The 12,240-nt window shown below is 72.2% G+C and carries 9 protein-coding genes; 7 read left to right on the plus strand and 2 right to left on the minus strand.

The genetic code is table 11. From position 1 onward, the window contains the following. Positions 1-119 precede the first annotated feature (119 nt). From BM290_RS28725 to BM290_RS28735, 3 genes are all read left to right on the plus strand, one after another. The gene (locus tag BM290_RS28725; protein ID WP_093619035.1) at positions 120-590 is read left to right on the plus strand and encodes a hypothetical protein; all 471 of its coding nucleotides are present in this window, start codon (positions 120-122) and stop codon (positions 588-590) included. A 133-nt stretch (positions 591-723) separates the two neighbouring features. Beyond that, positions 724-4,314, plus strand: a complete 3,591-nt coding sequence (locus BM290_RS28730) for an ALF repeat-containing protein (RefSeq protein WP_093619036.1) — start codon at positions 724-726, stop codon at positions 4,312-4,314. 2 nt (positions 4,315-4,316) lie between these two features. Next, complete coding sequence (locus tag BM290_RS28735; protein ID WP_093619037.1) at positions 4,317-4,703, plus strand: hypothetical protein; 387 nt, start codon at positions 4,317-4,319, stop codon at positions 4,701-4,703. A 51-nt stretch (positions 4,704-4,754) separates the two neighbouring features. On the opposite strand, the gene nucS is transcribed toward BM290_RS28735, so the two are convergent. Further along, complete coding sequence (gene nucS, locus BM290_RS28740) at positions 4,755-5,414, minus strand: endonuclease NucS (RefSeq protein WP_093619038.1); 660 nt, start codon at positions 5,412-5,414, stop codon at positions 4,755-4,757. Between the two features lie 71 nt (positions 5,415-5,485). Between nucS and BM290_RS28745 the strand changes: the two genes are divergently transcribed. The 4 genes from BM290_RS28745 (at position 5,486) to BM290_RS28760 (ending at position 10,849) form a co-directional block, all read left to right on the plus strand. Continuing rightward, positions 5,486-6,106 carry a DUF4126 domain-containing protein gene (locus tag BM290_RS28745; protein ID WP_093619039.1) on the plus strand — a complete coding sequence of 207 codons (621 nt, stop codon included), beginning with the start codon at positions 5,486-5,488 and terminating at the stop codon, positions 6,104-6,106. Beyond that, the gene (locus tag BM290_RS28750; protein WP_239143766.1) at positions 6,103-7,440 is read left to right on the plus strand and encodes a hypothetical protein; all 1,338 of its coding nucleotides are present in this window, start codon (positions 6,103-6,105) and stop codon (positions 7,438-7,440) included. Before BM290_RS28745 ends, BM290_RS28750 begins: the two co-directional genes overlap by 4 nt. A gap of 38 nt (positions 7,441-7,478) precedes the next feature. After that, the gene (locus tag BM290_RS28755; protein ID WP_093619041.1) at positions 7,479-9,941 is read left to right on the plus strand and encodes an FtsK/SpoIIIE domain-containing protein; all 2,463 of its coding nucleotides are present in this window, start codon (positions 7,479-7,481) and stop codon (positions 9,939-9,941) included. Between the two features lie 155 nt (positions 9,942-10,096). Beyond that, complete coding sequence (locus BM290_RS28760) at positions 10,097-10,849, plus strand: hypothetical protein (RefSeq protein WP_093619042.1); 753 nt, start codon at positions 10,097-10,099, stop codon at positions 10,847-10,849. Between the two features lie 515 nt (positions 10,850-11,364). Here the strand turns inward: BM290_RS28760 and BM290_RS28765 are convergent. Continuing rightward, a complete protein-coding gene (locus BM290_RS28765) occupies positions 11,365-12,213 on the minus strand; it encodes a 3-hydroxyacyl-CoA dehydrogenase family protein (protein WP_093619043.1) in 849 nt (282 codons plus the stop codon). Positions 12,214-12,240: the final 27 nt, after the last annotated feature.

A 12,240-nucleotide genomic window follows, 5' to 3' on the forward strand; every position in this document is an offset into this window, starting at 1 on the left:
TTGTGACGTCAGCGATAGGCGTGGGGCGATGCGGGGCATCGGTCATCAACTATGATTTTGCCGGTTTGATCGACAGTCATGACAGCTCGGTCTGTCATGCGTCTACGGGGAGTTCCAACATGCGGTTCTTGTGGAAGGCTTCGGCGCTGGCCGCGGCCGGTGTGGCGGTTGCGGTCGGCGGCGGCACGCTCGCCATGGCGGCGGAGGACACGGCAACTCCGGCGAGTCTGGTCGAGGACTTCTCGTACCCGGGCCGCGACAAGATTCTGGCCGATCACGGGCTGAAGCTCATCTCCGGTGACGGCAACATCCTCTTCGTCGACTGCAACGTGGCCGGCGACGTGATCAAGGTGGAGTCGTACGACTTCGCCGACTACGTGTGCTTCCAGGTGCGGGGTGACCACGGTTACCTGTCGCTGGAGATCAAGCGGGCCACCTACATCTTCAGCGAGAACCAGCCCCTCGAGGCGGAGCTGAAGTACGACGGCGTCGAGCAGACCGCGACCAAGCAGGTGCCGGAGAACTACTGGACGACCATCGGCGAGGCCGAGAACCTGCCGTCCGCGACGGTGCTCGAGATCCGCGCCTGATCTGTTCCCGATCCATCGGCGTGGACCCACCTGGGTCCACGCCGATGTGTGCTGCCTGAATTCTGGTCACGCCGCACCTCAGGAGACTTCCGTGCATCCTCCGAAGCCCTTTTTGTCATCTTTTAGAGTCTTATTGACGGCGCTGCTGAGCGCCCTGGTTTCCGCCACTCTCCTCGCCGTGCCGTCTCCCGGCTACGCCGAGGAGATCGACGAACCACAGATCACCACCCGAGACATGCGTACGTGGGCGGTCGAGCTCGCGATGGTCGCCGACACGAACGTCGGCCGCCGTGCGGAGGCCGCGCTGCTCGGTGGCGACTCCGATGTCCGCGCCTTCTTCGAGACCGGCCTCCCGGAGGCGCAGGATCTCGACAACCGGGCCTCGGTGGAGGCCTACATCGGACTCGGCGGCACCGCGATGCGGACGGCCGGGGAGAAGGCTCTCTCCGGCACCGCCGCGGACCGCGTGACGTTCCTGACCGCCGGCTGGGAGACCGCGTGGCAGCGGGACGAACGGGTCCGCGCCGGCCAGGCGTCGGCGAACGGCGGTCCGGAGGTCAAGCGGCTGGCCCAACTCGCGCTCAGCGGCACCGTGGACGACGTCGACGTCTTCCTGCGGGAGCAGCGCTACGTGGCGCAGCGTCACGACGACCGGGTGCTGGTCGGACAGATCTCGACCGGTGGCGGCACGTACCTCAAGGCCGCCGCGCAGGCCGCGCTGAACGGCACCGACGCCGACGTCGAGGAGTTCCTGAGCTACGGCCAGCACGTGGCCCGCGCCAGGGACACCGAGCTCCAGACCGTCACCGAGTTGGCGCAGCAGGCCGTCGAGGCCGGCAATGTGGCGGCGCGGGAGACCCAGCAGGCGAAGGACGCCGCGGCCAGCGCCGTGGAGACCTCACGGCTGGCGAAGGCGGCGGCCGAGCAGGCGGCGCGCGAGACCGCCGCGGCCAAGGACTCGTCGATCAAGGCGGCTCAGGCGGCCAAGCGGGCGGCCGACGCCGCGCAGCGGGCCGCGGACGCGGCACAGACCGCGGTGTCGGCGGCCAACGCGGCGAACGCCGCGGCGCGGACGGCGACGAACGCCGCCGCGCGGGCCGCCACCGCGGCGGCCAAGGCCGGCGACGCGGCGAGCCGGGCGGACAAGGCGGCCTTCGCCGCCGCCACCGACGCGACGAAGGCGGACGACGCCAAGGTCGCAGCCCAGAACGCGCGGGCCGTGGCGGCGAGCGCCCGCACCGCGGCGGTCGCCGCGGGCCAGGCGAAGGCGGCCGCCGAGGCGTCGGCGAACGCCGCGACGGCGGCCGACTCGGCTGTGCAGAACTCGGTGGCGGCCGCCAACGCGGCCACCGAGGCCGGCGGCTACGCCGACCAGGCCGGAGCGGACTCCGCCGAGGCCGACCGGGCAGCCGCGAAAGCTCGCCGCAAGGCCGCCGAGGCGTCCAAGGCGTCAGCCGCGGCCCAGAAGTACGCGCGGCAGGCGGCCACCGCGGCGGGCAACGCGCAGACCTTCGCCAACGACGCGGCGACGCACGCCGAGCGGGCCGCGGCCGCCGCGGATCTGGCCGCGGTCAACGCCGGCAGGTCGGCCAAGGCGTCGGAGCAGGCCCGTCTCCACGCGGAGAACGCGATCAAGGCAGCCGACGTGGCGGCGAACGCCGCCGCCGAGGCCGGCCGGATCGCGGCGCTGGCCCGGGAGGCCGACCAGGCCCGGATCGACGCGCAGATGTCCGAGAACCTGCTGGTCGCGCAGGACGCCTACGAGCAGGAGCAGGCCGAACTCGCCAGGGCTCGGTGGGACACCGAGGCGGCACAGCGCCGCGACGCGGAGACGCAGGCCCTCATCGCCGAGGCGGCAGCTCCCGACACCCCTGTGGATGTCGCGGTGGCGAAGGGCCGGCAGGCCGCTGTCACCCTGATGCGGGAGGGCGGGCCGTGGACCGCGGTGGCGGCGGAGACGGCACTGCTCGGCACCGAGTCCGACGTCATCCAGTTCGTCCGCACGACACTGCCGATCGCCGCCGAGCAGGACGATCGCGAGGCCGTCGGTGTCATCGCCGACAGCTCCGAGCGGGCTGCCGAGGCCACGGCGGCCGAGAGCGCGGCGGCCGGCAGCGTCACCCAGGTGCGCGAATTCCTGCGCACCCGGAGCTACCCGGACAAGGTTCGGGACGACCGGGTGACGGTCGGTCAGCTGATGACCGCCGGTGGTCCCGCGATGAAGGCCGCCGGTCAGGCCGCGCTGAACGGCAGTGCCGCTGATCTGCACGCCTTCCTGCGTACGGGCCAGTATGTGGCGGCGAACCAGGACGCCCGGATCCAGATCGGCCAGCTGGCGTCGGCCGGTGGCCCGGAGCTCAAGGCCGCAGCGCAGGTGGCGCTCTCCGGACCGCGGTCCTACGCGAAGCACTTCCTCGAGTCGACGCAGTACAAGGCGCGGCAGCGGGACGAGGAGGCGGCGGCCCACGCCGCAAAGATCCAGGCCCTGGTCAACGACGCGGCGAAGGCGGCCGCCGAGGCCAAGCAGCAGGCGGCGGTGGCGGCCCAGGCGGCGGCGACCGCACGTCAGGCGAGCGACCTGGCCAAGCAGTACGAGCAGATGGCCAAGCAGTCCGCCGCGGACGCGCTGGTGTACGCCGACAACGCCAAGAAGTCGGCGGAGGCGGCGAAGAAGTCGGCCGAGCAGGCGGCGGCCTCCGCCAAGACGGCGAAGGACGCGGCGGCCGCGGCCAAGGCGAGCGCTGCCGAGGCGACCGCTGCCGCGTCCCGGGCCCGCAACTCGGCCGCGGCGGCCCGCGACTCCGCGGCGCAGGCCCGCGATGCCGCGGACCGGGCCAAGAAGTCCGCCGACGACGCGCTGAAGAGCAAGGACGAGGCTGCCCAGGCGGCCGTGGACGCGCTCAAGATCTCGCTGGAGCTGCGGGCCAAGGAGGAGGCCGCACGCCGGGCCTCGGACAAGGCGATCCAGCAGCACTGCGGTGACTACCGGCTCTACTCGATGGGCATCCGGTGCGACGGCGACGAGCTCCTGCACGCCATCGCCACCGGTGAGAACTTCTGCACCATCACGTTCGGCAAGGCCGAGGCCTGCGAGCAGGTCATGCCGCTCTACCTCGCCGAGCTCGACGAGAAGAGCAAGCAGGCGGTCCTCGTCACGCACATCGTTCTGACGGTCTGCGGCTTCATCCCGGTGGTCGGCGAGCCGTGCGACGCCCTGGACGCCCTGGTCTCCTACCTCGAGGGTGACACCGAAGGAGCCCTGACCAGCCTGCTGGCCATGGCGCCGGGTCTGGGCTGGGCGGCCGGCGGCAAGAAGGGCACCGAGCTCCTGCGCGAGCTGAACAAGTTCCGCAAGGGCTGCGGCAAGGCCGCGACCAAGGCGGTCTCCTTCGCGGCCGCGGCACACGACGGGTGCACCTCGCTCGGCGAAGAGATGATGGAGCAGTCGCGCAAGGCGAATCAGAAGGACCAGGTGATGAACCACGTCTTCGTCGACAAGCACGGGTTCGACGACATCGTCGCTGCGGCCGGCAGCAAAGAGAAGGCGATGGACGAGATCGTCAACAGCCTGGACAACTGCAGCTGCGACATGCCGAAGCAGGGCACCTTCGAGGTGGACCGGACGATCCGCGGCGAGGTCGTCACGATCCGCGGCGCGGTCGTGAACGGTGTGATCCGCATCAGCACGGCCTTCATCCGCGCCAAGTTCCCCGGTAAGAATTGACCATGACAACCGACGTCGACCGGCCCCTGCGGCCACTCACCGAGGCGGAGCGCCGAGTCCTGGCATATCTGCTCGACGTGAACGAGCCGGGCGCGGCCGCACTGCGCGCCCAGCTGGACTCCGCCCGCACGCCGGGTTATCGCGCCGAGACCGCCGAGTTCGATCTCGTCGTGACCGGTGACGTGCCGCTCGACACCACGGGAGAGGCGCTGTTCCCCACGCGGACCTTCGTCTGGGAGGGCGACGTGCCACAGGGCGAGCTGCTCCTGTGGATCCGGGACGGGCGGATGAGCTGCCTGGAGTACGGCTGGATCTCCGACGACCAGCCGACCGATCTGCCGGATCCGGCTCTGCTGTCCCACGACCCGAACCCGCCGGCAGCGGGGTGAGAACGGTTCCGGGCGGAGTTTGCGCTCCGCCCGGAGCCACTCGTGGCCGTACTAGAAAAGGGTCAGCTCGTCTTTTTTCATGCCCCGCAGGGCGTCGTAGTCGACGACGACACAGCGGATGCCGCGGTCGGTGGCCAGGACCCGGGCCTGTGGCTTGATCTCCTGAGCGGCGAAGACGCCCTGGACCGGGGCGAGGAGCGGATCGCGGTTCATCAGCTCGAGGTAACGGGTGAGCTGCTCGACGCCGTCGATCTCGCCGCGGCGCTTGACCTCGACCGCGACCGAGCCGCCCTCGGCGTCCTTGAGAAGCAGGTCGACCGGGCCGATCGCGGTCATGAACTCGCGGCGGACCAGGGTGAAGCCCTCGCCGAAGGTCTCCGGGTGCTTCGCCAGCAGCTCCTGCAGGTGCGCCTCGACACCGTCCTTGACCAGGCCGGGGTCGACGCCCAACTCGTACGAGTAATCCTGGAAGACCTCCTCCAGGGTGATCCGCAGCTCCTCGCCTGCCTTGTTCACCACCTTCCACACGCCGGGGGCCTCCTGCAGCTTGCAGGGCGGGCTCATCCAGTTGAGCGGCTTGTAGGCACGGTCGTCGGCGTGGATCGACACCGACCCGTCGGCCTTGACCATCAGGAGCCGCACCGCCGGGGGCAGGTGGGCGGAGAGACGGCCGACATAGTCCACGGAGCACTTCGCGATGACCAGACGCACCCCGCGACGGTACCTGACGCTCCTCGCCTGCCCGGCGGGCGGCACGAGCGCGGCGGTGCGATCCTGGGAGCGTGTTGGAAGCATTGACCGGTACCGGTCTGGCCGCGTCGGCCGGGCTGAACGCCTACATCCCCCTGCTGACCATGGGTCTGCTGGCCCGCTACACCTCGGCGATCGACCTGCCGTCCGGGTCGGCGTGGCTGGAGAACGGCTGGACGCTGACGATCCTGGCGTTCCTGCTGGCGATCGAGATGGTGGCCGACAAGGTGCCGGTGGTCGATCACGTCAACGACATCGTGCAGACGTTCGTCCGGCCGACCGCGGGTGGCCTGGCGTTCGGGGCCGGCTCGGCGTCGGAGACGGTGACGGTCGCCGATCCGGGCGCGTTCTTCACCTCGCACCAGTGGGCCCCGGTCGTCGCGGGCGGGGTGATCGCGCTCGTCGTGCACGGTCTCAAGGCGGCGTCCCGGCCGGTGGTCAATGTGACCACCGCCGGTTTCGGCGCGCCGGTCGCCAGCACCGCCGAGGACATCGGCAGTGTGGTGATGTCGGTGCTGGCCATCGTGCTTCCGGTGCTCGTCCTGGTGGGTCTCGGCCTGCTCGTGTGGGCGGCGGTCTGGGTGGTCCGCCGGAGACGGCGCCGTAAGCGGGACCGGGCCGGGAGTGTCGAGACCCGTCACCTGTTTGGTTGACTCTCGGGGTGCCCGCGATCGCCGTACCCGCCTTCGCCCTGAGTTGCTGGCTCGCCTGCTTCCTCCTCGGCCGTGATCCGAGCAGGCCGACCCTCCGGTGGACGGCGACGGCGCTGGTGTCGTATGCGCTGGGAGTGGCCGCCTGGACCGTCTGGCCGGTGTCGGCCACCGCCGAGGTGCTGCTCTGCATCCCGGCGCTGTGCTGGGCCGGCGCCGTGGTGGCGCTGCTGCCGCTGACCCCGTCCGAGCGGCGGCCGATCGATCGGGGCGCGCTGCTCCTCGGCGCGGCCTTCCTGCTGATGATCATTTTTCTGCCGCAGGCGGGCCGGCTCGTGGTGCTCGCCCCGATGGTCGGCGCGCTGAGCCTGATGTGGCGGCTGCGCGAGCAGATCACGCCGAGGATGCTGCCGCTCGCGCTCACCGTGATGGCGGTGCTCTGCACGGCGGCGCTGGTGCTGCTGCTGTTCACCAGCTCGGGCGAGCTCGCCGCGATCGCCGCCCTCGGCCTCGACCTGCTGGTGGTCGGCTACCTGATGGCGGTGGCGCACGCGAGCGAGACCGGTGAGCGGCTGCGGCCCGACCTGCGGCGTTCGATGGTCGCCCAGCTCGCGGTGCTGGTGCTGGTCGGCATCCCGACGGGCGTGACACTGTGGCTGGTACGGGGGCACGACGGGCTGGCGCTGTTGCAGTTCGTCGTGCTGGCCGCCGGTTCGGCGCTGGCCGGGCTCGGCTCCCAGGCGCGCCGGGCGCTGGACCGGGTCGCGCTCGCCGACGACCAGCCGTTGCGGGCCGACCGGGCGGCGCTGTTCCTGAACGCGGACGCGCTGCTGCGGCGGCGGGAGCAGCGGCGGCTCGACACCATCGGGGAGCCGGAGTTCCTGCGGATGACCCGGCGTGCGCTCAACGACTTCGGCGACCTGAACCGGCTGGCCCGCAGCCCGCTCACCGACCTCCCGGCGGTGGAGCGGCGGCTGGCCGGACGGGAGGACCAGCCGCGGGCCCGGGCCCGGGAGCTGCGCGCGGTGCTGCGCGAGTGCGTGTCGTCGATGCGGCCGGCCGGGCCGTTCGGGACGACCGAGGAGTGGCGGTATTACAACGTCCTGCAGTTCTGCTGCGTGCTGGGGCTGAATCCGTACGCGCGGCGGCTGCGCACCGACGGGGTGAGCCGGGAGGCGCGGCTGGCCGTCGACTGGTTCAAGCGGTATGTGCCGCAGGACGTCACGAAGCAGTGGCAGCGGGAGGCGGCCATGCTGGTGGCCGAGCAGCTGTGGATCGATGTGGTGGGCCGGCGCCGCGCGCTGCCGTCAGCCGAGATCACGACACGCACCACCTAAACACCATAAAAGGTCATTTAGGGCTAATATCCCCGACCATGAGCCACCGCAACGCGCTGGTCGCCGCGGTGCGGCAGGAGCTCGCCGAAGCCCGCGGCACCGCCCGCGCGGTCCTCGCCGCCGCCGAGTCGGCCCGCGGCGAGGCCCAGCACCGGCGGCGGCTGGTGCGGGAGGCGTACGCCACCTGCCTCAACCAGCTCGCCGCCGCCCGGGAGGCCGCCCGCGACGACATCCAGCAGCGCTACCGCGGCGAGGCCACCCGCCTCGCCGGACACCTGCGCGGACTGGCCACGATGAGCGCCACCGGGGCGGCCGGGGCGCCGTGGCGGTTCTGGGCGCCCAGCGAACCCGACCCGGGCACCACACCCGGGCTGCTGCGGATCGGGACCATCACCTTCGACGAGACCGCCGCGCTGCCCGCGCTCATCCCCCTGCTCGACCGCGCCCACCTGCACCTGACCGGTCCCGCCACCACCCTCGACGAGCTGATCACCGGGTTGCTGCTGCGGGCCCTCGGCAGCACCCGGCCCGGCGACGTCGACCTGATCGTCTACGACCCGGAGAGCCGTGGCGCGTTCGGACAGCTCGGACCCCGGTACGTCGGAGCCGGCGGGTTCGGGTCGCTGCTCGAGGAGCTCTGCCACGCCGACGACCACGAGGCCTGGCGGCTCGTCGTGCTGCTCGGCGACCGGGCCACCGGCGACGAGATGACCCGGGCGCAGCGGGCGCAACTGGACCGGATCGCGCGTACCGGGGTGGACCGTGGGGTGCATCTGGTCGTCCGCGGCCTGGATCTGCCGGACCACCCCTCGGTGGAACGGATCGTGGTGCACGACCGGGTCGCCGCGTGCGCGTCGCTCGGGCGTCTCGAAGTGCAGCTCGACCCGCCACCACCGGCCGCACTCTGCCGGGACGTCGCCGACCGGCAACGGCCGGGCCCGCCACCGGCCCGGCTCGCCGACCTGGAGCCGGCCCGCCTGTGGGACGAATCCGCCCGGTACGGCCTGCCCGCCCCGATCGGCGACAGCACCGACGGCGCGCTCGTCGAGATCCCGCTCGGCGACGACCTGCCCCACGTGCTGATCGGCGGGCCGTCCGGCTCCGGCAAGACCAACCTGATCTACACCTGGCTGGGCTCCCTCACCACCCGCTACGGGCCCGGTGAACTCGCCCTCTACCTGCTCGACTTCAAGGAGGGCGGGTCGTTCTCCCGGTACGTCCCCGGCCCCCGCGACCCCAGCTGGCTGCCGCAGGTCCGGCTCGCGGGCGTCAACGTCAGGAACGACCGGGAGTTCGGTCTGGCCGTACTCCGGCATCTCGGTGAGGAACTGCGGGCCCGGACCGCCCGCCGTGCCGACCCGGACGACCGGCCTCGCGTCGTCGCTGTCCTCGACGAGTTCCCGGTGCTGCTCGACGGCCGGGACGCCATCGCCGACGAGGCGGCCGGGCTCCTCGAAGACCTCGCCCGGCGCGGCGGCGACCAGGGCATCCACCTGGTCCTCGCCACCCGCGACGCGGACGGCCTGCGCGCGCTGCAGGGCCGGCCCACGCTGATCGCCCCGTTCACGCTGCGGATCGCCCTGCCCAAGGCGAGCCGGATCCTCGCCGACGACAACCTGGCCGCGTCGGTCATCCCGGCCCGGCACGCGGTCGTCAACACCGAGTCCGGGCTGGCCGGCGCGAACCGGGTGGTGCGCCTGCCGGACGCCGGCGATCCGGCCGGATGGCGGGCCACCCAGCGGCGCCTGTGGCGGTCCCGGCCGCTGGGCTGCGAGGAGCCGCGGCTGTTCGACGCGGACGCGGTGCCCCGGCTGCCGTCGGCGTACCGGCCGTCCGGGCGGGTGCCCGACGCCGGCGCCCCGGTCGGATCCTCGCCCGGCGCGGTGCTCGGCGAACGGATCGACGTGTCGGCCCGGCCCGCGAGGGTACGCCTCGGCCGGATGCCCGGACGCAACCTGGCGGTCATCGGTGCCCGCGCCGACGAGGCGTGCGACGTGCTCGCCGCGGCCGCCCTGTCCCTGGCCGCCCAGGGCCCCGCCTACTTCAGCATCATCTGCCTGGAGGCGTCCGCGGAACGCTCGGCGGCCCGGCTCGTCGCCGAACTCCCCGCCGCCGACTGGTACGACGCCTCCGACGTCCACTTCGACCCGGCCGCCTCCGACGTGCCCCGATACCTGATCGGATACGGACTCGAAGCGGCCGGTCCGCGGCACCGTCCGGCCCTGCGCGCGCTCCTCGAGACCGGGCCGTCCCGGCGGGTGCACATGCTCGGCTGGTGGCGCTCGGTCAGCCGCCTCCGCGACGACCTGGCCGGCCGCTTCGACCCGATCGGCGCCTGGGTCGCCCTCGACGTGCACGGCGCCGACCTGGCCCCCCTGTACCCCCAGCCGGGCGGGCCACTGTGGCGCCCACGGCCGCGCCGGGCCCTGTTCTTCGACCGATCCGTGCACCGCACACCCGAAGTGATCATCCCGTACGAGGTGAACAGTGACCACACGTGACGCTTCCCCGCCGCCGGCCCGCGGCCCTCGGGACGACCGCGCTTCCCTGCCGCCGGTCCGCAGCCTCCGGAATGACCACCCTTCCCCGCCACTGGTCCGCAGCCTCCGCAATGACCACGCATCCCCGCCGCCGGCCCGCAGTTTCGAGGTGATCAGTGACCACGCGTGATCGTCAGCCGCTCGGTCGTGACTATCAGTTGATGGTGAGCGCGCTGGCCGACGTCACCCGCCGCCGTGACGCCGAACTCGACGACGCCGAACAGGCCTACCAGGACAACGCCGCCCGAGCCGCCGGCGAGCTGGCCCGCGCCGAGGGGGAGGCACTCGCCGCCGACCGCTGGGCCGGCGCCGCCGCCGCCCAGGTACTGGACGTCGACCGCGAGGCCGCCCGCCTCTGGGACCAGCTCCGCCGAGCCCGTGGCCTGCGAGTACGCGCCATCGGCGAACTCCCCGACCCGGCCCCCGTCGAGGCGATGCCCCGCGTCGCCCTGCAGCGCCGCCCGGAACCCGGCGAGGACGTCGTCCCGGCCGGCCGCCAATCCCCGCGCGCGCTGCTCTCCCGAGCCGCCGACCGCATCGACGTCACCATCCACCCGCCGGGCGGCACACTCCCCCGCTGGGCACTCCCGCTGCTGCCCCTGATCGGCGCGCTCAGCGCTTTCGCCACCGGCCTGGTAGCCGCAGGACTGGTCACGTTCGGTGACAATGCACTCTGGGGCGGCCCGGTGATCCGCGGCCTCGGCTGGCTGACCTTCCTCGTGGCCCCGTCGGCGGGCGTGCCCCTGGCCGCCTACCTCACGCACAGCCGCATGCGCGCCCGCATGGACATCGGCGGCATCGGCCTGACCCTGCTCGGCGGCATGCTGGCCGCCACCCTGCTGTCCCTGTCCTTCGCCGCGACCCGCTGACCACTTCCGGTCAACCGACGCACCTCAACCAGCACCCAGCGCGGCAAAAACTGCATCGAGACAGCGCCCGCCGCCGGTCGGCGCTCCAACAAGCGCCGCGATACGACGCCGGCTGCGCGGGGCCGGCGGGCGGGCGCCCCGCAACGGCGTTCAGCGCCAGAGCGCGGGGACCAGGACCACGAGCGCTGTCCGCGGTGAGGACGTCGAGGCGGCTCGGTGGCCGGGATCGGGACACCGGGGTGGCGGGCGGTAGCCGCCGGAGGCGGGGGACGGGGTGGTGCGGTTGTGGGAGGGGTGGCACGTACCACTGCGGGGTTGGGAGAACCGGCGGACCGCGCCGGGCGCCGAGGAGCGGCACCCGGCGCCTACACCGGCGGTGACAAGGCCAAAAGGCTGGCGGCACCCGGCGCCTACGCCGGCGGTGACAAGGCCGAAAGGCTGGCGGCGACACGGCCAACAGCCGAACGGAGACACGGCTGCAGGCCGACGGTGACAGGACCGCAGACCGAAAGGGATCAGTAGCTGTAGAAGCCTTTGCCGGTCTTGCGGCCGAGATCGCCGGCGGTGACCATGCGCTGCAGGAGCTCCGGCGGGAAGAACTTCTCGTCGGCGGTGTCGCGGTAGATGTTGCTCGTCGCGTTGAGCATCACGTCGAGGCCGGTGAGGTCGACGGTGGCGAGCGGCCCCATCGCGTGGCCGAAGCCGAGTTTCATGACGGTGTCCAGGTCGGCGGCGGAGACGACGCCGGACTCGACGAGCTGGATGGCCTCGACGAGGATCGCGGAGAAGAGCCGGTTGGAGACGAACCCGGCGACGTCGCGCTTGACCTCGACGCACGTCTTGCCGACCTCTTCGGCGTAGTTGCGGGCGGCCGCGAGGGTCTCGTCGGAGGTCTGGTAGCCGCGGACCAGCTCGACCAGCTTCATCATCGGGACCGGAGAGAAGAAGTGGATGCCGACGACCGATTCCGGTCGGCTGGTGACGGTGGCGATCTGGGTGATCGGGATGGCGGAGGTGTTGGTGCCGAGGATCGCGCCGGGCTTGCAGATCTTGTCGAGGGCCTTGAAGACCTCGTGTTTGGCCTCCACCTTCTCGAAGATGGCCTCGACCACCACGTCGGCGTCGGCGGCCGCGTCCAGGTCGGTGGTGGGGGTGATCCGGGCGAGGGTGGCCTCGACGTCGGCCTCGGCGATCTTGCCCTTCGCGGCGAACCGGCTCAGCGAGTCCTTGATCGCGCTCATGCCGCGGTTGAGCGAGGCGTCGTCGACGTCCCGCATGGTGACCTGCCAGCCGGCCTGCGCTGAGACCTGGGCGATGCCGGAGCCCATCAATCCGGAACCGATGACCGCGAGACGACCTGCCATGTTCCACTCCTTCGTGTGAGGCAGTCA

The sequence above is a fragment of the Actinoplanes philippinensis genome (genome assembly GCF_900113015.1).
Classification (GTDB): Bacteria; Actinomycetota; Actinomycetes; order Mycobacteriales; family Micromonosporaceae; genus Actinoplanes; species Actinoplanes philippinensis.

Excerpts from the sequence above, each read along its gene's own strand:
- BM290_RS28755 (WP_093619041.1), top strand. The coding sequence starts at position 7,479 with ATGAGCCACCGCAACGCGCTGGTCGCCGCGGTGCGGCAGGAGCTCGCC.
- BM290_RS28725 (WP_093619035.1), top strand. The coding sequence starts at position 120 with ATGCGGTTCTTGTGGAAGGCTTCGGCGCTGGCCGCGGCCGGTGTGGCG.
- BM290_RS28735 (WP_093619037.1), top strand. The coding sequence starts at position 4,317 with ATGACAACCGACGTCGACCGGCCCCTGCGGCCACTCACCGAGGCGGAG.
- BM290_RS28765 (WP_093619043.1), bottom strand. The coding sequence starts at position 12,213 with ATGGCAGGTCGTCTCGCGGTCATCGGTTCCGGATTGATGGGCTCCGGC.